The sequence below is a fragment of the Bacillus sp. FSL W8-0640 genome, from assembly GCF_038007725.1.
GTDB classification, from domain to species: domain Bacteria; phylum Bacillota; class Bacilli; order Bacillales; family Bacillaceae_G; genus Bacillus_A; species Bacillus_A cereus.
Genome location: NZ_JBBOXT010000002.1, coordinates 314,788 through 336,863, shown reverse-complemented (window position 1 = coordinate 336,863; position 22,076 = coordinate 314,788). Strand labels below are relative to the sequence as shown.

Here is a 22,076-nt window from a genome sequence, read left to right as displayed (position 1 = left end):
TGAATATACGATAATAAAACAAATGTTTATGTACTATCAAACGTATTCAGGCTGCTTGCAAATGTTTTAACCCAATCTCTAACGCGCCTGTTCCTCCAAACCCTTGATTAAATATCATACTTCTTTGCGTATTCTTTTGCTACATCAATAGACACATGGCCACATGCACCTTTCTGTACTACAATAACATCACATTTTTTTATAACACTACGAAACGTTTTCTTTACACCACCATGATTTTTCCCATCGTGAAAAATTACCTGACAATCTCTTTTTTTCGCTAATTTCTCTAATGTTCTACCATTTGAACCACCTAAAACTAGAATTGTACTCATTTCTATTCACTCTCCACATCTTTAGTTTTTTTATATGTACTTGGTAATACTAATAATACAATTGTACAGATGACAATATTCAGGAATACCACACCCACTATTAATACAATTGCAAAGACTGGTAACAATAACATGAAAATAAAACCACTTACAAGCAAGCAGATGAATATAAATCCATTGCTCATGTCTTCATAACCATCTAATCCCGTTACAATATCTAAACTGTGCATCCAAGCTGTGATACTATCCCAATTTGTGATCAACAGGTATCCACTACCTACTAATAAAGCCCAGCCAAATAATGTCCCTAAAAGTCCCGAGCCTCTTCCAGAAGAATATCCTGCAAAATAGTTTGCTGCGGTTCCAAATAATAATCTCATTCTTTTTACCTCCACATCTATATCATTTCACTAATATATATAAATTTCATTTAACCATAACTTCATTGTATCAGAAAATTATGAATATTAAATAAATATTTTTAGGTACTCTTTATATTTTTTAATAAGGGTTGTGATTTTTATTCACAACCCTTATCTTTCAGCTAATCCACAGGTACTTCTTCTTGTCCATGTGGTATTTGTTCAATTGGTGTTACAATTTGCGCATACTGATTTACCTGAATTTTAAATTGTCGTGGTTCCAAGAAGTTTACCTGTTGTATTAAAACCTCTATATGAAATGTATCTACTTTTTTCCCACGGTCAATTTTGATAATACGTGCATTGTAAAACTTATCTCCATTTAGGAAATATCTTTGAACAGCTTCTGTAGCAAGCATACGTTCATTACTTGTCATTTTCATTGGTTCAATACCAAATCCAGCCTTTGTAAACAAATATGGAACATCATAACTACTATTAGAAATTTTTCGTAGTAAATCCTCTACTGTTTTCGTTTTCGCAGTATATTCTTCTTCTTTTGTATCAAATCCCTTTGGTTTATCTCCAAGCATCTCGATTTCATCTTGATTTACTTGTTCTTCCTCTTGCACTTGTGATTTCTTCATATAATCATGAATAGTATTATACGTGGCAACACCTGCCACTAGTATGATGATACCTAATATGACCAAGTACTTACGAGGCATATTGGATAAAATGTTGATTATTTTCTTCATCTGAAATTGGCAAGGATACCCCCTACTTCAAGCGTGTGAAGGGCGTAGCCCAACGATAAGTGGAGGAGGAATTGCCGTCAGATACGGTATGGTAGTTAAAATCGTAAGATTTTGTACCATATCAAGTACCTGAAACTTCCACCTTGCCTTCTCCTTTCTTTGTTTTGATTATTCGCTTTCACTAAAAAATGATATAGTTAATTTAGGAAAAAGGTGGTGAATATAATAACTACAATTACTGCAAAAATACAAATCTATGTTTCTGATAAGCAAGCTAAAAGTCTAAAGATAACAGCTAACGCTTATCGTAAGGCTTGTAACTGGTTATCCAAATATATATTTGAAACAAAAACTCTAAATCAAGTAAAACTTAACAATTTGTACTATAAACAATTACGCAATCTATTCGGATTGAAAAGCCAAATGGCTCAATCTGTGATGAAAACCGTAATTGCTCGTTATAAATCGGCAAAGTCAAATGGAAATGAATGGTCCTTAATTGAATTTAAACTTCCAGAATACGACCTTGTATGGAACCGCGACTACTCTCTAACCCAAAATCAATTTAGCTTGAATACACTAGATGGTCGTCTAAGGCTAAATTATGAGCGTAAAGCCATGAAAAAGTATTTCAATGGTACTTGGAAATTTGGTACTGCTAAATTAGTTAATAAGTATAATAAGTGGTTCTTACACATTCCAATGACAAAAGACTTCCCCGAACCTGATCATATTAATGTTAACAACATTGTCGGCATTGATTTAGGAATCAATTTTCTTGCAACTACCTATGATAGTCAAGGTAAAACTACGTTTTACAGCGGGAAAATCGTAAAGCATAAACGTGGTGCATTTAAAGCTACTCGTAAACAATTACAAAAGAAGCAAACGCCATCTGCTCGTAAAAAACTAAAACTAATTGGTTCAAGAGAAAACTGTTATATAACTGATGTAAACCATCGAATTACAAAGGCACTCATTGATAAATACCCTAGAGGGACGATATTTGTTTTAGAAGATTTGAAGGGCGTTCGTTCTGCAACTAAAAAAGTGCGAGTAAAAAATCGCTATATCTCTGTTTCTTGGGCTTTCTATCAATTCCGTCAAATGCTTGAATACAAAACTAAAATGAATGGACAGAAGGTAATTATTGTAGATCCAAAATATACTTCTCAAACTTGCCCTAAATGTGGACACGTTGAGAAAGCGAATCGAAATAAGAAACTACACACGTTTAAGTGTAAAAATTGTCAATATCAATCAAATGATGACCGTATTGGTGCAATGAATCTACACCGAAAAGGGATTGAATATATTGGTGTAGTTACCACAGGAGTATAACTCTTGCGGTAGGGGCGAAGTCAACCGTCCTTATGTTCCACCACACAAAGGCAGGAGAGCTATGCTCGTTCGCACTGCTGGGTAGGAACAAGCGTAGTTGTGCTCTATGAGAGTAGAGGCACTGTCGAACCTTGACAGACGCAAGCCCCCACTTCAAACGGACCGAAAGGTCGTTAAGTGGTGGGGTGTTGACCTACTCTCATCCCTTATCAGTCTATTACATTACGGATTTGCGACATATGTTGTCCTCTTGCCGTATAGTTTAGACCTGTAATTTGTACACCCTTATTATCACCAATATGAATCATTTTCTGATTCCCTAAATAAATAGATACATGGTTAGGATTTTCATAGAAAATTAAATCCCCTGGCTGTGCACGACCGATATCTGGCACCTGTTTTCCTTGTCCAATTTGAGCACCTGTCCAATCTCCTAGCTGGACACCTATACTAGTTTTAAACACATATTGTGTGAATCCAGAACAATCTGCACTACCTGCAGCTGGATTTCTAGCACCGGATACATAGCTCACTTTCCCTTGTCCAACCCATTTTTTTGCTTCTTCCAATACCTTTTGTCGTTTAGCATTTGCCATTGTAGGAGAACCACCAGATGATAGACCTGGATCATCATTTTTCTTAAAGAATTTCATTGGATCCGTTGGCTGGTCGTTAATACGAATTTGGAAGTCTAAATGGACAGCATAGTCATTCATATTAAGGAAACCAGTGTCTTTATCATAGTTAGAACCACCCATCTCTCCAATAATTTGTCCTTTCGTCACCATAGTTCCTTGTGCAATTGATATTTTACTCAAATGTAAGTAACGAGATACAATACCATTTCCATGGTCTACATAAACACCTAGACCTCCACCATTTACATTACCTGTTCGGACTACAATACCTGCTTCCATTGACCACACGGGGTCTCCAGCTTTTCCAGCAGTCATAGCTCCAATATCTACAGCATTATGTTGTTTTCCAACACGAACTGCATCAAATGTATCTGTAATACGACCTGATTTCGTTGGCCATTTCCAACCTTTATCAGAAATCCATTCGCCAGATGCATCTGCCACACACCCTAAATCTTTGTAATACTTCAAAACTTTAGAAACGTACGTGTAATCCCCGTAGCACGCGTTAACCTTTGTCCTGAAGTTATTTGGATCGGAGCAACCTGCTGGGTTTAAATGATTCTTACTTCTCGAGAACTCAATAGCTGTTTCCTCTGAATAGCCACCCTTTGCTAATGCATAGCTAATGAATCCTGATCCAAAATTATACGATTGTAAGGCGAGGGCTATATCTCCATTTGCCTTTGCTAACACGTCTTTAAATTCTTGTACGCCTGCTTCAATAGAAATATTAGGGTCTTTAATACATCCTATACGAGCACTTCCTTTTAGGTCTACACAATATGAACTTAAGTTCCCATGACTCCCTTCCGCTGCTTGCATCGGGTCACTTCCCTCTCCTTGTGATTCCTGCATCATTTGGGCAGCCAAAATACCAACATATTGAGCAACACCATGTTTTTCTGCCATTTCTTTAATTTTAGGAAGGTATCCTGTAACTTTTGCATTAAGGTTAACAGGCTCTCCGCCAGGACTTACATTACCTACACACATACCACCAATAAATCCACCAGTAGTAGGAGCCAGATGTCCATATAGCCCTTCTAACATCCCTGCGGCTAATATCTCACGAGCACGATCTTTTTGACTTTCACTAAATTTTGCAAGTTCCATCGCTTTCTCTAAACCGTGAGAAGATACTGTTACCTTTTTACTTCCGCTTGCATTAATTTCATCTATTTTTTTCTTAAAATCTGTATCTCCTAATATCTTTTTTACATCTGGTCCGGAATAACTTTCTGATTTAGTTTTTTGCATCTCCTTTTTCTTTTTTTCACAGGGACCATTTGGCCCAGCCTCGCATACCTCTTTTTCCATATATCCTTCATATTGGATATCCAAGAAATATGATATAGCATCATGCGGATCTTTACCAGTCAAATCGTTATCATACCGCGCCATATTAAAAGCGACAACCTCTCTCCAGTCTACATTTAGCGCCATTGAAATTTCCATATACTTTTTCACTTGTTCTTCTGTTTTACTTTCATCATCGGTAAATGGTACAAAAGATGCTAGAATAACACATACAGTAATAATAAGAGCCATAATGAGGGCAACAGGCAATCCCACTGCTCCCACAATAGCTCCGACAATTTTCACTACACCAGCTCTTAGCAGTTTGGCAGCAGCTTTCGCTGCCGCTCTTCCTGCTTTTCCTGCCATTTTTGCCATTTTCCCACTTGCCTGCATCCCCTTTTTCTTAATAAAGTGAGATGTCGCATCTTTTAAAGGGTTACTTTTCTTCTGGTTATTTGGATCGTTAGGATTTTGACTCATAGACTTGCCACTCCATACTTTCCATTTTCATTATTTCTGCTTCTTCGCTGTGCTAAGCGTGGGTTTGGCGCAAATGGAATCAGGTTTTGTGGGTCATGTTCTGATAAATTTAAATGTGTCTCTGTACGTACAACTTCGTCCTGTGTATGAGTTACTAAGATTTCTTCTCTCGGTTTAATACTGCTATCTTGCACTTCACAAACTCTTTCAATCCTTTGGTTTACTTGTAATCGCGTATCTCCTTTGCCGAACGGAGAAATACGTGACACTGTACCATCTGTTGTGGTAGCAACCATATAACTACGATCTCTTTCTACCACCATTTGCACATTTTGGTATCCCCCTTGATCTAAATCAGACATATAGAAGTGACCATTGTCTACCTTATGACTTACTGTAAGTGGCGGTTCACTAAATACTGGTTTCTGTTGTAAAGGTCTTTGATTTTGATTTCCTACTAATTGATTTGGATTAATATTGATAGAACGATTGATACTAATTTTCCCGCCACTAGAATCTTGAATATACGCTGGCGTTGCTTTCATACCATTACGATACTGTGTTAATTGACCGTCTGAAATATTTAAATCTTGATATACCACTTGTCCTGAACGAATGCTACTATCTCCACTACCATAACGAGATACAACTTGTGTCATTCCACTGGAATCTTTCGCTTCAATCCATGATTTATTATTTGTCGTAACAAGACGTACTGCACCTTGAGCAACTGATTGTCTTCCAGTAGCATCTGTTGTTGTTGGTACCATTCCCTGAATCTCTTGAATTTCTTTTGCTTCTGTTTGAACTGCTTTATTATAAGGATTATGTTTACTTACCATACGTGCAGTAGCTTGGTAAGCACCTGCACCACCAATTACACCTGCTGCATAGCTTAATCCTTTTGTCACATTGTAATGGCGTTCTGCTGCATTACCTCCTAATGAAGTATGAACGGCAGCTGCAGTTCCACTCATCACTCTTTGTACTGCATTTCCACCAGCCTGCTGAACAGCACTAGACGCATTAAAGTATGCTTGTGATACATTTTCCATACCTTTTGTATGCACGAGATGTTTGGCACCTTCCATCATACTTACACCAACCATCTTACTTTGCTGTGTCATACGTCCCACTGCTGAAGTTGGAATCGCCATTTTCCCAGCACTTTGCGAAATATTTGCTACACTAGCTGATGCATCCGCATACGAGCGCTCAATTTCAGAAACAGACAGATTTCCTGCACGTGCCATACTCGCTTGCGTTTGCGTAGCTGCAAACACAGCTTTATTGATTGCACCACCTGTCGCAACACCGTGTGAACGAACACCTTGAATCGCACTAGTAATTCCAGAACCTACTTGTTGACTCACTGTTCCAAGACTAGCATGACTTTGTAAACCTTTCGTCAATTGCGTAGCAAAGGCATCTTTATTAATATACGATTGATTATGTAGACTCTTACCACTCGTATCTTTTGCCTGTATGGGCATCGCACCCGCTTGTACCGCTGCTTGCTGAGCGACTGCTTTAAATTCATTACCTTTATCATTTAAATGAGATTGCCAAGCTTCTACTTTTTGCGTTTGAGACATAGTTGGAGACAAGTTCTTCATAAAGTTTGCTTTGTTCTCTGCTGCATATCCTTGTTTAAAGGATTCTGTAGATGCTTGTACTAAATTCCCGACATTACTTACACCTTTTTGTTTCTGGTTTCCATATCCATTTGCTAAACTATGTGTTTTTACACCATTTACCGCTTTTTGAATGCCAGATACACTAGATACACCCATTGCATTTATATTTGGATTGTTTTGTAATTGTTGCGATAGCTGAGAAGCAAAAGCTTCCTTATTAGCATAGCTAGTCCCATCTTTTTGTTGCACAATCCCTGCTTGTTCGGCAGCTTTCTGAGCATGATTTTTAAATCCTTGCACTTTTTGACTCAAGTGTTTGTTCCATGCAGCCTCTTTTTCTTGTTGTGGTACATCTGCAGGTAATTGCTTCATGAATCCAGCCTTATGATCTGCTGTATATGCCTTTTTAAATGCAGCAGTGGATGCCCCCACAAGTGAGTCTACTTGTCCCATATTTTGATGGCCACTCTCTAGTGTTTCTCCTTTTACTCCTTCAACTGCTTTCCCAACTTTTCCAAGTGCAAGTTGAGAAGCAAAGGCATCTTTATTTACATAGGACTTATCAAACAGGTTGTTGCCTTGCTTATCTTTCGCATCAACTGGCATTGCTCCAGCTTTTATTGCCGCTTGTTCTGCATGATTTCTAAATCCTTGAACTTTTGAGTTTATATGGTCATTCCATTTTTTCTCTTTCTCTTCCGCTGACATGTTTTCTGGTAATTGACTCATAAACGCATCTTTATGGTCTGCCTCATATCCTTTTTGGAATGCGTTAGTTGCAGCGTTAACTAAATCTCTAGCGTTTCCATATGGTGTAGCATTTTTCTTCATATTTTGTAAATCTTGTTTTCGCTGATTTTTGAAATGAGACATTTGATCACTATTTGTTTTTGCTACTTTTTTTGCAATCTCTGTATCGGATGCACCAGGGAATGCTTGTTTTAAACGACTCGCAACTGCAGAATCAGGATTATCCGCTTTCCAATTTTCAAAATCTTTCGTAGCTAAGTCTTGTGCAATATCTTCATCTGTTAACTCTGGGTATTGTTCTCCATTTAACCCTTTATACGTATCTAGACCTTTCTTCACACTAGAACCAATATGCTTCCCAGCACTAGTAACTCCTTCAAGTCCAGCTGCCAATGTTCTTCCTGTTACTGCACCAGGAACTCCACCTGCTTTACTTCCAGCAAATGTTCCTACTGCCATTCCTTCTGGTCCAAGTCCTGCGCCCATTGCTAATCCTGCGAGTCCACCCGTTGCTTTTCCAACCATGCTTCCAATTTGACCTGCTTTTAACATACGAGCTGCACGAGATGTTGTACCTATATCTGTTCCTAAATTGGCTCCTAACGCATTTTTAGGATTATCAGCATCTTCTTTTTTATCTTCCTCGCCTTCTTTTCTAGCTTTTGTCTTCTCTTTATTACTACGATGGTCATCACGTATTCCTTTAATGATGCCCGCCATACTTGCTAAGGCACCCATTCCAAGCATCGTACCTGCTCTATTTACTGCTCCCACCGTATTTGTACTTAAACCAATGAATCCTTTTACAATTTCGCCTATAGGAATAAACATAGCAAATAAGATTAATTTAATAATGGTATTATCTGATTTGCCTACTAGTACAAAAATCAACCATATAGTAATCGCATGGATACCTTGGATGAGTACTGTACCAACAAATTCACGCATCCAATATAGAGTTTGTTGTTTTTTTTGCGGAAATAGCCACATACCAACCATAACCGGTCCCATTAACATCAAAATATAAAGAGATACCGCTCGCATTAAATAGAAGAAGTTGGCCCATAGTGATAATCCTACTTCAATCAACATCGCAAAAATTTGAAATAAATAATCATCCTTATTTTTATCCATAGACAATTGGGCAATTGTCTGACCTGGTTTAAAAACATCTAGCGATTGTTCTCCTATTGCTCTTTTAAACTCCGATGCTACCCAAGTATTCATATCAAATATAATGTTATAGAAGAAATCTAAATGCCATATACAAATAGAAACGATCATTAAATCCTTCGCATATTCAATGATATATGTTCGATTTGTTGGATTAATGGCAGCAGCTGAATACTTTGCACCAGCAATTACAGCACTGACTAAGACTAAAAAGGCTGCAAATTTAAACATGACTGGTAATCCCGTATTCAATACACTCCCAGCTGTGTCGTCTTTAAATAAGAAATTTAATTTTGCACTATCCCCACCAAAAATTAAATCGGGGATAGTATCAATTAATTTATAGATTGGAGAAAGAAAGGTCTTGACCATAGAAACAATTAAGCCGCCGACCCATCCTATTATCTTATCAAGCATAATTTCACCTTCCTTTTCAAAGGTACGCTTTTATCCTGCGTACCCTTGTACTTTCTTCATATTATTTAAAAGCTCTTGCAGTACGGCTTCATTGGATTCAATGAACATCATTTCTTTATCTGATGGATCTGTTTGAATCCAAACTGAACTATCTCCTATGCGGAAAATCCCTTCACCTTTCCCTGAATTGTTGAGAATAATGTCAAGCTCCCCAGCAGTTAAGTTAAAGTTCTCTTGGATTTTTTTCTTATCAATCTTATTTTGCTCTAAGAAGAAATAAGAGAAAGTAGATTGCAAGATACCACGTGCTTTCACATTTTCTAAAATACGAACAAAGTCCTGACTTGCCCAACACATACCGGCATTTCTTTTACGTGAACGACGTGCTACTTTTTCTAAGAAGTTAACCGTTTGTTCATAGTCGATAAACTGCCACATCTCATCCACATATAACACTTTTCGTTTGATAGCGTGTTCTGGACTCTTAATCCAATGCTCCCAAATATAGTTTAGGATAACGTGAAAGGCGATTGGCTTTAAGAAGCCCTCTTCTAAATGACTAATATTAAAGTTAACAACACGTGATTCATTTAACTGTGTTTCTACACCGCGTCCAAAATTACTTTGTCCATCAAATAATGGTTTTGAACCATCACGTAAGAACGGACGAATCGCAGCAATTAATTCTTCTGCTTTCACATCGTCTCCATGGTTTTCCACTATCACATCATAAATTTCTTTTAACTCTGGCTCTGGCTTTCTCACTTGAGACTGAATTAATTGTCCGTCTACCTTCTTCACTTCATCCGTATATAAAGATGAAGGGTGAGAAGTAATACCATGTTTACTGAATACTTCACGAATCGCATCTTCTAACATTGTGCGCTGGAATACATTTAATCCTGGTTGATCAAAATCTTGTCCGCGAATAATAATGTCAAAGAATCCTAGTATTTCATTGATTTTCTCTAAAATAGGTACAAATCTTACATACTTCAAGCCATCACGCTCTACGAGTTCTTTCTTGTCATATTGTTCAAGCGCTTCTAGCTCTTCATCTTTATCCGTAATCTGAAGTTCTGTTACTGCAATTGCACAAGGGTTAATAATGATATTACTTTCAGGTGAAATATTTAAGTTAATACCACCTAATCGTTTGGTGATTTTTACGAATTCTCCCTCTGGATCTATGATCATCGCATGTGTATCTGCAAGTGATGTTTCACGAGCTAGCTTCATTTTTAAGAGTAAACTTTTACCGGAACCTGAAATCCCTGTCACACCAATGTTATAGTTTGGTGGACGATAATCTGCGTTACCAAATGAATTTAAAAATTCTACTTGGCCAGTAATTTTGTTCTTTCCTATTGGTATACCACCGTTAAATCTTCCGGATCCTGATACAAAGGGAGCAAATGTACATAGAGCACGTCTATCAATATTTCGATATGTATCTTGCAGAGTATTTGGTGCACCTAGTGGCATAACCGCTTTCAAGCCACTCTTCACACGATTCCAAGTACTCGCTATTTTAAAGTGAGATGCTTGCATTTCATCTTCGATATACTCACATAAAACATCTAATTCTTTCTTTGAGTCAGCATACGCAACTCCCATCGTGCTTACCATATAGGAGTCATTTTCATTAAATTGAATTTCATCCATTAGATTGTTTGTATCCTGAATTTTTGCATCTAAGTCTTTTTCTTGGTCAATATTTCCACGTGTACGTTGGAAAGAAAGGTTCGAACGTAACATCGTTAGCTGCATGTCTAACGATCGCATCGCTTTTGCTTTTGGCTCTTTATGAATATCAATCATGACATCAACCTCTCCAGCTGAGGTTAACATGTTCAGCCAATTGGTCTGCATCATACGAGGATACCCATCACGCGGAATATAAAACGGACGGAAAAAAGTATTACTTCCCAAAGATTGCTTAATTACCCCATAGTCCTCTGAATCAATTTTCATACCTTCTGGGGCAATGACATCAAACACAGTCGTTTGATTGTCTAATTGAGGCGGAACTTCTTCTTGTTCATATCCTTCCTCCTCTAGTTCCAATTCATCATTCTTTTCAGCTTCTAATTTCTTTTTTTCTTTTTTCTTCTTTCCAAACAATTTCATACTTATGCCACCCCATTATTTGATTTTTCAGCTTTTTCTTCCGCTAGAACTTTCTTCATTAACTCTAGTTTTCTCTCATTTGTTTCACCTGTTGAATACAGAGAGAAGTTCTCATTTTCAATTAAATCTTGGAAACGTGCTTTCACCGCTTTACGACGGTTAAACGCTACGTATAATAGTTCTATTAATTTATCTTTCGTTAACATTTCTACACTAATTTTTGCTTTCGATAGTAGATTTCGAGAAGCATTATAGCGACGATATAATTCGTTAAACGCTTTATCTACAATCTTTTCTTCCAATTCTTCCTCTGTATCAGCTGTAATCGTGCTAATATCCACTTTGTATGGATAAATTAAATATCGCTTTTGTTCATATCGAGGCTGCGAACGTTGCCAGTACTCTAAGTTGTCGATAACTTCTTGCCCATAAAGTACTGTCTCCGGCGTAAGGTCCTTCGCACCTTTCATTGTTTCTGTCATTTTTCGTACAGGATCTGTTAAATCTACAAACTTACTTTGGATATATACCTTCGTATTAAACTCTAATGTGGTTAACCAAGATTCAATTTTGATATCAATCGCTTCTTGTTCCGCATTAGAAAGTAAGTAATAGTTTACTGGGTGTGCTTCAGCAATTAGGACAAACGTATCATCATGATAACGAATCATATGATTATCAACTTCCTTAATGTCTTCTACAAAAGCACTAAAGAAATCCACATTATCCTCATCAATTTCCTCTGTAGCAGGCGTACTCTTTTTATTTTTCTTTCCATTTTTTTCTGCAGTACGTTTCTCTACCCCGCCATGACTTTTTCCCTTTTTCTTAGAGCCAAACATCGGTTTTCCATTCATTTTTCGATAAAAGAAAAACCCTACAATGGCTACCACCGCAAAATATATCATTTCTAACATCTATAAATTCTCCTTTACCCATGTAATTGGCTCGTATCCTTTTCTCCACTTGCCTTTTTCAGAACGGCTACGCATTTTGATAAGTAAATATTTATCTAAATACATATGTTGTTTTTCCTTATAAATAAATGCAAACGTTATTACAACTACTACTGTTGGTATTGCTAAAATTAAGCAAATAAAAAATGCTACTGCCGTATTAAAAGGTGCAAATAGCCGCCATAAGAATGGCACATATAAATAAAGGGATGCTCCTCCACCCAATAGATAAATCAATTGGCGTTTGCTCAGCACACCTAATAGTGTTTTTTGTTCCGAAGTCATATCAACAGGAACGGTTACTTTTCTCATTTTGTTTCCTCCCTTGTATAAGAGAAGCTCTCCCCAAATAGAGGAGAGCTTTTACAAACTCTTATGTTAAATTTTTGTAACCCAAGAAGCGATGTCGTATGCTTTGATCATGACAAAGCCTCCAATTGCCGCACAAGCTAAACCAATCATGGCTTGTGTACGGTTTTCAGGGTTTTTACCTTGTGCACCAGATAATTTAATAGCTGCAAATACAACGCAAGCTGCTACCCAAATCCCCCCAAAACCAATTAGTGTTGTTACAAGGGTATTCATGCTTTTCTGTACAGTGGTAGCATCTGCACCACTTGTGTGTCCTTTAAGACTACTCTCAAAACTACTTTTTGCCAGCAGAAAATCTCCTACCGGTGTTGTCATAAGTTTTGCAGACAACCAATTCAACATAATTCCTGCACCTCCGGGTGTTTTTGTTCACAAAACGCAAAAAGACCCCAATACACGCACACGTCCCCTAAGGACATGGCGCATATTGAGGTCTTCTCTTATATGCGAACTGATTAATTTTTTATTTCATTGTAAAATCTTATTACCCCTATATTATAGAAATACGATTTTTAAAACACAAGACTTTCTTTACATATTTAAGAAAAATAAAAACAAGATAGAATAATCATCATCTATCTTGCTTTTATTATGCGAAATCACTAAATTTTAACATTTCGAAATCCACGAATTAATTTGCAGTAACATTGAAATTCACGTTAAAATCCCTACCACCCCTATATACCACAGGATGATCAGCATTATCATACATAACTATTGTACTTACTATATATTCTCCAGACTGTGCATATGAGCTTAGCGGAATATTAGCAACCCACTTTTTAGTTTGAGAGTCATAATTTGCTGTCTCTCTCTTTTCTTCTCCTCCAGGGCCTTTTATATCTATGAACACATATTGGACACCAGAAACGTCATCTTCAGCTTCTACACTTACTTGTACACTTTCCCCCGCTTGGTATGTCTTTTTACCTACTTCTACTTTATTTAATGTAGGTGGTGCTTTATCTTCTTGATTAGTTGTCCCATTATCATTGTCTTTACCTGGATTCTCTGGCTCTGTTGTTGTACCACCATTTTTATCTTTTTCTGGTTTATTCGGTTCCGTTGTTGGTTTCTCTTTCATATTAATTGCATTGTATAAAAATTGCGCATATTGCTCACGAGTTACAACCATTTTTGGCTCAAACATATTGTTTCCTGTACCAGCAGCAATTTTATTTTCTTGTAATGCACTGATAGCATTCGTAGCCCAATAGTTTTTTTCCACATCTTTAAAAGTGGTAGTTGCTGTTGCTTTTAAATTAAAAGCTCTTGTTAACACAGCAGCTAACTGCTCGCGTGTTAGGATATTATCAGGTCCAAAATTCCCATCACCATAGCCACTCATAATACCAGCTTTACTTAGAGATAAGATTTCTTTTTCAAACATATGCCCTTTGACATCAGTAAATGGATTTTTAACATTAGGGTCATCTGTTGGTTTCAAATAATTATATATCATTCTAGCTACTTGACCACGCGTTATATTATCACCGAAACCAAAAATACCATTCCCGTAACCTGCAACAATATTTTTATTTGCTAAATCTGTAATAGCATTAAAGGACCAATGGTCTTGTGGAACATCATTAAACTTTTTGTCTTCTGCCTGCGCATCTATCATTGGTGTTAATGTTGTTGCTAACATAATACTGCCTGCTAATACCGTTTGTTTAAATTTCATAAATTATCTCCCTCATTCAAATTACGTTTATATGATTATTTCCCCTCAAAATAATACTTGAGTACACTCAACTACTTCATCTAAATAAATGTGCTAGACACTTTACGGAAGTTCATTGTAAATGTAAATATATATCTCTATATTTTAATTCCATAATTTATAATATGCAATATATTTCCTTTTTTTAGTTTAAAAGTTCTGAAACACAATAGATTATAAAAAAGGTATATACGCTAAAATTCTCTTCGAAATATTAATTAGAATGGGGAAAAATAAAAAACAGGCAATTGCATGTATGACGCAATTACCTGTTTTTATCAATTTCACCTATTTATTTTGTAAAATTTCATTTACCTCTTCAATAGTTAACTCAGCAGCCTCAGCAACCTTTTCTATAGGTACACCTACTTTAATTAAGTTTTGAATTAGTTGTATTTTGGTTTCTTTTACTGCTTTTTCTTCTGCCGTTTCTATTTCAGAAATTCTATCTTTTATTTCCTTTTCTCTTGCCTCATATATGCGTAAAAAATCCTTATCACTACTTAAACGCTCCCAATCCTCTATTGCCTTTTTCAAAACTGGATCTTTTTCCATCGCGATTCCCTCCAGGATTGTAGTTAATTTCTCATCTTCATATGCAGGAAATAATAATAGCCAACGTGCTAATATATCATCCCATGGATCCATTCGATCTTCTTGCCATTCTCGAATTACTTTTGGAATCTCAAGAAAGTGTAATTGCATATTCTCTGAAATTATGTGCTCCGATTTTTTGTTAATGACTACACCAACATTATGAAAGTCTTCTTCTTCTGGAAACAGTATGAAATCCACTATATTAATACAAATAGTTGGTCTTAATTCTGTATACTTCATCCCCTGAGTGATTTGGGAATAATACATGCCAGCCCAGTAGAACAAAGATCGCTCAATCATGTCTTTTTTGTCGCGAACCTGTATCTCTATATTTAATTTTATACCATTATTCAGAGTAGCTCGCAAATCTAAAATAGACAATTTATCATCCTTTTGCTCCCTTGGAAGATGTGGATCATCTAAATGCAAAGAAATGATTTCCTCATCTAAAGAGGATTGTAATACCGCATTAAGAAAACCAATGAGTATATCCTCGTTTCCCTCTACTCCAAACAAGCGTTTGAAAGCAAAATCAACTCGTAAATTTACTAGATTTTTTTTCATAGATGTATTCATATTCTCTTCTACCTTTCTTTTAGTTAATTTAAATCCTCTGTAGTAATTGGATATAAGAAAAAGATAGAATTACAAACTCTATCTTTTTCAATCTACCTATTTATTAAAATATCAACCTACTTTATGACTTTCACAACCTCTTAAATACAGGTTTAAATCCCGCTTGCATTGTATCATCCAGCCCCTTACCTTGCGTTGGGTTCCATGCAGCTATGATTACGTTATAGCCTTCTTTCTTTAACTCTGTCGCAAAATCTATAAGAGCTTTTCTTACTTTTTTATTCTCTACTAAATCGGCATCAAACGCTAAATAGACATTTTCTATCCCCATATCCTTTAATACAGGCATAGCAATTCGCCAAGCGTTTACACCAGGAATCGCAAGAACCGTTGTCCCTACTTCAGAAAGTTCTTCTTTATTAAATCTCTCTGGAACCAAATCAGCAATTAGATCTGCTTTCATAGGTCCCTCTGTAATCAGCACTGATTTTGTTTGATGCAACGTGCCAGACTTCCAATGTTTCAAATGTGAGCTTGGCACCGCTACATGTACAGGAAGTGGATTTTTACTACCTCCTGCACCAGTTCCTTGATTTTTGTTTGCTGATGAGAGCCACAAATATTTTTGCCCTTTATGAATCTTTACAACAATTCGTTCCTCATGAAATGGAATCTCTACCTTTTTGCTCACTTCTAGTTCGCCTTCAAAGATACAATCACCATTTTTAGTTATCTTTACAACATTAGGTTGTTCGATTAATTCCACTTGAACTCCAGTAGGTGCCGATTTTATATGAATGGAGTTTTTCACTTCATCAACACGAACCTGCCATCCAACAATTTGATTGTACTGGTTTCGAAAAGGAATCAATATACCAGGAGAACCTGACATCAAACGAAGAGAAAGTTGACCTTTCTTCATCTCATAAAATCCCGGAATTCCCTGCCAGCAGTTTTTATTCCCAATCTGATTAAATAATTTTTCCCAAACTGTCGTATATGTATTATTCTCTTCTAACTCAATTTGTTGTTTTAAAAAAGAGCGATATTGACGTACTTGTATTTGTTCTTCAGTCATTTTTCTATCTCGTAATAAATGTGTATGATGATGCTCTTGTAATCGTATGAAATCCATTAACTTACGATTAAACACATCTAATTCCTCATTATTTTTCTTATCATGAATCTGAACTTCATCCACCTCAGGCAATTGATACTTCTCTTTTCCATTTATGTAGTGAATATAGCTTGGATTGCCCGTGTTTTTTCCATAAATCCATTTACTTTCTACACGCGTACATGCTACCTTCTCTTGCGAAACATGCAACATGCAATTACCTGTATCATGACAAATCGGACACGTAATACGATAAAATTCCCACCAGCTACCTCTTGGATAAGCACTTGTTAAACGAAATTGACCTTTTTGAATGTTATAATTCATTTTTCCCCACTCCTTGTATAGTGTTTATTATATATGGAATAGATACTTCCATTAAACTATTTATACTTCTATTTAGATATTCTCTTTGTTCTCCTAACGGATATACAAAAGAATATGTATCACAAACTAAATAATCGTTTCTATGTTCTTAATCTAGCAAAGCTGATTCTACATATGCTTCAAATGCTCTAGCAAACATCTCATGATTTGTAGACCAATACTTTTTGGTTCTCTTCTTATCTAACTTAATGGCTGTATCAAAGTATACAGACCCTTTCACTTGATAGGATATTTCAAAAAGTTTTTCGCCTGTTTTTTTATAATGATATGCAGCTAACATTTGTGCGGTTTTCTCAAATTCTTTTTCAATTTTAAGCTCCATACGCGTCTTTGTTGCTCCTGATAAAGTATCAAGCTTCCTACACAAACTAGCATGATGTGATTCTAAAATATTTGAAATATTTCCTTTAAACACATCATAATTATCGATAACACCACCATAGAAATACCACTTTCTACTGTAGGCATTTTCCACGTTGATTATTCTGGCCACTTTTCCTTGTTTACAAGCATCTAACATAGCTTGCATCTTTTCCTTGATAATAGCAGGCAAGATATTCCCAATACTCTTCCCACTTGATAAGAAAGCAAGACTGCCATTTTGAAAATCATGACTACAATCATATAAGAAATGATCCAATGCATGTCCCCATTCATGACACAATGCCCCCACTCCATTATCACGAGTTAAATTAATGACTTTGGTAGAAGGTTCATAATGTGCTAATGCATTGCCGCTTCCTCTCGCACCAATCGCAAGTCCTAAGCGTCCTCCTAACCCTATATACTCAGGTGGAATCCCTAATATACGAGCTAAATCATGCAATGCTTCAGATACATGCCCAATATGCTCTTTTGCATATTGTTCAGTGCAATAATGACCAAATTGCATCCCCTTCAACCCAAACATAGCAACTACGTCTTCAGGTTTGGTAGCAATTTCTACTCCTGGCCCTTTTCTTTGCAGGGTATCTGGCAGTTTCCTACTCCAAGCAGCTGCGGATTTCTTACGAGTCGTAACCTTTTTCGTAAGTAAATCATTCCATGTTAGTTCATGTGATACACGAAGGTACGTAGAATTAATACTCTTTGAATTTGTGCAAAGTGATATGAATTTCTTACCTAATATTAATAATTCCATACCATCTGCATCAACAAACTCATCAAAATATTCCTCTACCATTCTTTTAAATGTGAATGTTACATTCTTATTTTTTCTAAATGCAGACCAACCATTGTTCATTTCCATTCCATAAGAGACCACAAGATCTACCCATTGTTCTGAGGTATGTACCGACTGTATATCATGCCATATTCTTCTACATGCTTGAACATATAGTTTCCTCGCAGTCGGTGTATCTACAATTGGCTTCTTATTAATTCTGCCCGCTAGCAGTTGCTTTAACTTTGCAACACGTGGCGGGACATCATTTTCTTTTTCTTGTTCAAAAGAAAATGGAATCAATGTGTTTCGATCCAATACATTTAGCGCCTCTACTGCGGATTCTTTTTCAATTTCCGCTAAAATATCTAGAGAAAATGATACTAAAAATAATTCTTTTAAAGCTCGTATTTCTTTCTTTGCTCCCACTAATTTCTCACCTACATCATAACTGTATCGATTGCGAACTTGTTTATCTGTTCTCACATCTTGTACCATTATGTCTTCTCCTACCTCTAAATCAAACAGTTCAAATAAATTCATACTGAAATCCTCCTGAATAAAATAAAAGACAGAAATTCATAGTCATTTTTCACTACGGATTTCTGTCATTCCCTCTATCTGTATACTTCCATATAGTTATGTAACTCACTCATTACGATACACTCACACCTGTTAAAGAGAATAAATCCTCTTTTGTCGGATTTAGTGCTTGTAACCAGCTATCTACCTCTAGAAAGTTTACTTTTTTTAATTGTTCACCTTTCTCCGCACGCTTAGCCACTTCTAAACCTCCATGGTGATGCACAATCATTACAAGATCATCTTTCTTGAAAATACAATCTACATCTGCAGAGTTTATATGTTGGTTACGTAGAATTGGTTTCCATTTCTTAAGTGAATAACCTTCTACATCTAAAAAGCCACGGATAGCAGTAAAGCGAAAACTCGTCCCTCTAAAACATCTTTCCAATAAAAAAAGGAAATCCCGTACACATCCATTAAAATGAACATGATACAAATAGATTTCCCCTGCTTGTTTTGCTTTTCGCTGTGACAAGTTTGATGGTTTAACGGAAAACTGATAACAATCTCGTTCCCAAAATGCTCCTTCTTTTGTAACTCTCATTCGTAATGCACGTAAACTTGGAATAAGTTCATCTGGATGCGCAGAACAAAATAAAGATACTACATAACTGATATTCATAAAAAAATCCCCCTAAATAATAATTTTTGCCCCGTGTAATAATGGGTTCTACCAATCAAACTGACTTGAAAACAACACAAAAAGGGCTTCTTCAAGTCGATTAAAAATGTGCATAGCAAAATAAGCTATAAATACACTAATCGGCTCAAAGAAGCCCTTTCATAAATGAAACAAGACGCAACTTGCTTCTACAACTCAACCACAACACAAAAAAGGTGTGGGAATAAACGGAATCAAATAAACAATAAATATAATTCCATATTAATGAATTCATACAAAAATTTCAATAATTTTATGTGTCCTTAAAATATCCAGCTCTTTTTTTAAAAAATTCATACGCTTTAACGCTACCTTGGTTTCTTCATCAAATGATATAATTCCCTCCTCGATAATATTGCTTTTAATATTGAAATTCTCTAAATCTCGATGTATTATATTTTTGTGTTTTTCTCAGTTCCCTTGCCGAGAATACATCATCACTTCTGAAAGAACCCATACTCCAACGGGTTCTTTTTTATTCCTCTTCTTGTAAATCCAATTATTTGAATGTAAAATTGTAAATAAGTTCTAAAATTTTGAATCGAGATGAACATTATGAAAAGTTTTGGTATGTTAATACTCTCTACTGTCTTTTCAGTGCTCCTAGTATATTATAATGTCATCTCCTTTTATAATAAGTTTTCATAAGGAAATACATATTATTGATTAAACGGTATCCTAGCTGTTGGATTCCTTATATCCTTAATTATCAACATAAAAGATATCATCAAGAAAAACTACAGAACCTCATAATAATAGGAGTTGATACATATGTGGAAAAAGATTAATAATTATAAGTTTCATCTAAAAGATTTAAAATTTATGACTTGGCTATTTCCAATTGTCGGTTTGTTATATGCCTATGAATTCTTTTCTGGGCTAATGTACCACCAGGAGGTTCGTTGGCTTAACTTAATATGCATGGCGATAATGATTATAGGATTTATGGATATTAGAAAAAAGCTTAAAAACAAAGATTATAAAGCGGCTTAAATCACCAAATACTCTTGAACTCATTTTCGAATTATTGTATTATATTTTCGGGTCTTACTTCATAAATCATTATCAAGAGAATCTGCAGGTTTGCAGGTTCTCTTTCACAAAATTGATGCACCTTTTCGTTTGTTTTTGTAGATGTTCAATCAAATTGAAACTGTATCCTTAGGTTTAATAAGTCCTAATAAAAACATAATAAAAAAAGAGTGCGATTAAGACATGCACTCTTTCAAAAGACTTTACCAATCTCGATGATCATCATGATCACGATCGCGTTCATGATTACGTCTACGACGACACTCATCACAATCGCAGTCACGTCTACAATGACAGTCGTTAAAATCGTTTCTTCTTCGTCTACGGCCGCAACCGCAAAAGACTAAATCATCCCAAAATCTATTACAATCTCGAGAATGTCCAAAATTATTATCCCATCCCATAGATATGATTCCCTCCTCTAAAAATAGAATTCATCATATTCTATGATTAAAAGGTAGAAATAGTTTGTTTACTAGCCTATGTTTCAAACTGATAATATTTCAATTTGCAAGTCTATCTCACGCCTTATCTTTCCTTAACAGCAAACAAGACGCCACCCAGATCACAGCAGCGCCTACGATAATTGCTATACACTTAATCAAAATCATTTATCCTCACATTATTTATTTCTTTGCTTCCATACCCCATTCTCTTTACGATAAATATTCTTGCCATCCATGAAGTCAGCTGTCTTACCCGGAATGTTATATTTCTTATTCTTTTTCTTTTTCTTAGCCTTCTTCTTCAGCCTTTTCTCTTCTTGAACAGCTTGCAAATCCGCCTTCCATTGCTTCAACAAATCCTTTTCACGTCGCATCGAATTTGTACCCCTCAGATTAAAATGTAAACCAAATAATTAGATTCTACCTATTTATATAGAATCCTTTAATCCAAATGTACATTTTGTTCAATAAAAAAAGAACACTATAAAGTGTCCTAAGCTTCTGAGTATAAAATATACGACAATGCCTTGCCATTTCTAATGGCGCAACCTAAAAGAGCTTTATAGCGGAATATATATAGCTCTCGGAAAAGGAATAAGTTGGTTGGCATTGATTCGATATTGTATGATGAAAGCCTCCTTATGTGCAAACGAAAGAGAGCACTCCCCCAATAAGTGCTCTCTCTTGAAAAAATATAGGGGAACATGTTGGAAACCGTTCAGTGTCATTATATGATACTCATTCCCGACTATGCCTAAGTCATGTATTAAAGGGACTTAATGTATAATTTCTATACAACAAAGAAAAAAGCACCCGAATGGATGCTTAAATTAAACTTATTCATTATCAATATCTCTACTTTCATCATTAACTGATTTCGGGTCTAACATGATTCCTATATCCGGTGGCAAAATTAACTCTATACCAGCTACTGGTTGATTGTCCTCATTAAAGTAATACTTCTTTATCTTATTCAACTCTTCATTTTTCTTATTTTCATTCATATTATCCCGCCTTTTATGTATGATATTAAAAACTTTTCTTAATATGTACATTGAAAGAGATATTATACTATTTTTCAACTCTCACAAAACTTTTGAACTACCCCCACTTTCACTTCGTTTAGAAGTGAGGGATTC

At 35.9% G+C, this 22,076-nt stretch carries 16 protein-coding genes and 4 pseudogenes; 3 read left to right on the top strand and 17 right to left on the bottom strand.

The window, feature by feature from the left end:
• Window positions 1-46 precede the first annotated feature (46 nt).
• The 3 genes and pseudogenes from N2V80_RS28820 to N2V80_RS28810 all read right to left on the bottom strand — a co-directional run bounded on the left by N2V80_RS28820 (window position 47) and on the right by N2V80_RS28810 (window position 1,455).
• A pseudogene (locus N2V80_RS28820) lies at window positions 47-335 on the bottom strand (DUF2325 domain-containing protein).
• Window positions 336-337: 2 nt separating this feature from the next.
• Window positions 338-715, bottom strand: a complete 378-nt coding sequence (locus N2V80_RS28815; protein ID WP_061655735.1) for a hypothetical protein — start codon at window positions 713-715, stop codon at window positions 338-340.
• Between the two features lie 164 nt (window positions 716-879).
• Window positions 880-1,455 carry a hypothetical protein gene (locus tag N2V80_RS28810; protein WP_061655736.1) on the bottom strand — a complete coding sequence of 192 codons (576 nt, stop codon included), beginning with the start codon at window positions 1,453-1,455 and terminating at the stop codon, window positions 880-882.
• Between the two features lie 225 nt (window positions 1,456-1,680).
• Here N2V80_RS28810 and N2V80_RS28805 point away from each other — a divergent pair, with 225 nt between their 5' ends.
• On the top strand, window positions 1,681-2,796 hold the full coding sequence (locus N2V80_RS28805; RefSeq protein WP_061655743.1) for an RNA-guided endonuclease InsQ/TnpB family protein: 1,116 nt from the start codon (window positions 1,681-1,683) through the stop codon (window positions 2,794-2,796).
• A gap of 209 nt (window positions 2,797-3,005) precedes the next feature.
• Here the strand turns inward: N2V80_RS28805 and N2V80_RS28800 are convergent, their stop codons facing one another.
• From N2V80_RS28800 to N2V80_RS28750, 11 genes and pseudogenes are all read right to left on the bottom strand, one after another.
• Complete coding sequence (locus tag N2V80_RS28800) at window positions 3,006-5,216, bottom strand: lysozyme family protein (RefSeq protein WP_061655737.1); 2,211 nt, start codon at window positions 5,214-5,216, stop codon at window positions 3,006-3,008.
• A complete protein-coding gene (locus tag N2V80_RS28795) occupies window positions 5,213-9,193 on the bottom strand; it encodes a hypothetical protein (RefSeq protein WP_061655738.1) in 3,981 nt (1,326 codons plus the stop codon). The genes N2V80_RS28800 and N2V80_RS28795 overlap by 4 nt, the downstream gene beginning before the upstream one ends.
• 30 nt (window positions 9,194-9,223) lie before the next feature.
• Entirely contained in the window at window positions 9,224-11,323 is a 2,100-nt protein-coding gene (locus N2V80_RS28790; protein WP_061655739.1) for a VirB4 family type IV secretion system protein, read from the bottom strand.
• A 2-nt stretch (window positions 11,324-11,325) separates the two neighbouring features.
• Window positions 11,326-12,240, bottom strand: a complete 915-nt coding sequence (locus tag N2V80_RS28785; protein ID WP_061655740.1) for a hypothetical protein — start codon at window positions 12,238-12,240, stop codon at window positions 11,326-11,328.
• A complete protein-coding gene (locus N2V80_RS28780; RefSeq protein ID WP_061655741.1) occupies window positions 12,241-12,591 on the bottom strand; it encodes a PrgI family protein in 351 nt (116 codons plus the stop codon).
• Between the two features lie 66 nt (window positions 12,592-12,657).
• Window positions 12,658-12,993, bottom strand: a complete 336-nt coding sequence (locus N2V80_RS28775) for a hypothetical protein (RefSeq protein WP_061655742.1) — start codon at window positions 12,991-12,993, stop codon at window positions 12,658-12,660.
• A 715-nt stretch (window positions 12,994-13,708) separates the two neighbouring features.
• Window positions 13,709-14,335, bottom strand: a pseudogene (locus N2V80_RS28770) (S-layer homology domain-containing protein); the annotation flags it as partial.
• A 327-nt stretch (window positions 14,336-14,662) separates the two neighbouring features.
• Window positions 14,663-15,547 (bottom strand): Rpn family recombination-promoting nuclease/putative transposase, encoded by an 885-nt coding sequence (locus tag N2V80_RS28765; RefSeq protein ID WP_061654638.1) that lies wholly within the window; start codon window positions 15,545-15,547, stop codon window positions 14,663-14,665.
• A 130-nt stretch (window positions 15,548-15,677) separates the two neighbouring features.
• Window positions 15,678-16,991 (bottom strand): DUF3854 domain-containing protein, encoded by a 1,314-nt coding sequence (locus tag N2V80_RS28760; protein WP_061654637.1) that lies wholly within the window; start codon window positions 16,989-16,991, stop codon window positions 15,678-15,680.
• Window positions 16,981-18,756: pseudogene (locus tag N2V80_RS28755) on the bottom strand (LPD1 domain-containing protein). The gene N2V80_RS28760 and the pseudogene N2V80_RS28755 overlap by 11 nt, the downstream one beginning before the upstream one ends.
• Before the next feature lie 112 nt (window positions 18,757-18,868).
• The gene (locus N2V80_RS28750) at window positions 18,869-19,420 is read right to left on the bottom strand and encodes a hypothetical protein (protein WP_061654636.1); all 552 of its coding nucleotides are present in this window, start codon (window positions 19,418-19,420) and stop codon (window positions 18,869-18,871) included.
• Between the two features lie 594 nt (window positions 19,421-20,014).
• Between N2V80_RS28750 and N2V80_RS28745 the strand changes: the two are divergent.
• A pseudogene (locus N2V80_RS28745) lies at window positions 20,015-20,212 on the top strand (hypothetical protein).
• A gap of 18 nt (window positions 20,213-20,230) precedes the next feature.
• Window positions 20,231-20,452, top strand: a complete 222-nt coding sequence (locus N2V80_RS28740; RefSeq protein ID WP_061654771.1) for a hypothetical protein — start codon at window positions 20,231-20,233, stop codon at window positions 20,450-20,452.
• A 242-nt stretch (window positions 20,453-20,694) separates the two neighbouring features.
• Here the strand turns inward: N2V80_RS28740 and N2V80_RS28735 are convergent, their stop codons facing one another.
• The 3 genes from N2V80_RS28735 to N2V80_RS28725 form a co-directional block, all read right to left on the bottom strand.
• A complete protein-coding gene (locus N2V80_RS28735; RefSeq protein ID WP_080450850.1) occupies window positions 20,695-20,895 on the bottom strand; it encodes a hypothetical protein in 201 nt (66 codons plus the stop codon).
• Between the two features lie 218 nt (window positions 20,896-21,113).
• Window positions 21,114-21,311, bottom strand: a complete 198-nt coding sequence (locus tag N2V80_RS28730; RefSeq protein ID WP_061654772.1) for a hypothetical protein — start codon at window positions 21,309-21,311, stop codon at window positions 21,114-21,116.
• A 462-nt stretch (window positions 21,312-21,773) separates the two neighbouring features.
• Complete coding sequence (locus N2V80_RS28725) at window positions 21,774-21,941, bottom strand: hypothetical protein (protein ID WP_080450851.1); 168 nt, start codon at window positions 21,939-21,941, stop codon at window positions 21,774-21,776.
• Between the last annotated feature and the right edge of the window lie 135 nt (window positions 21,942-22,076).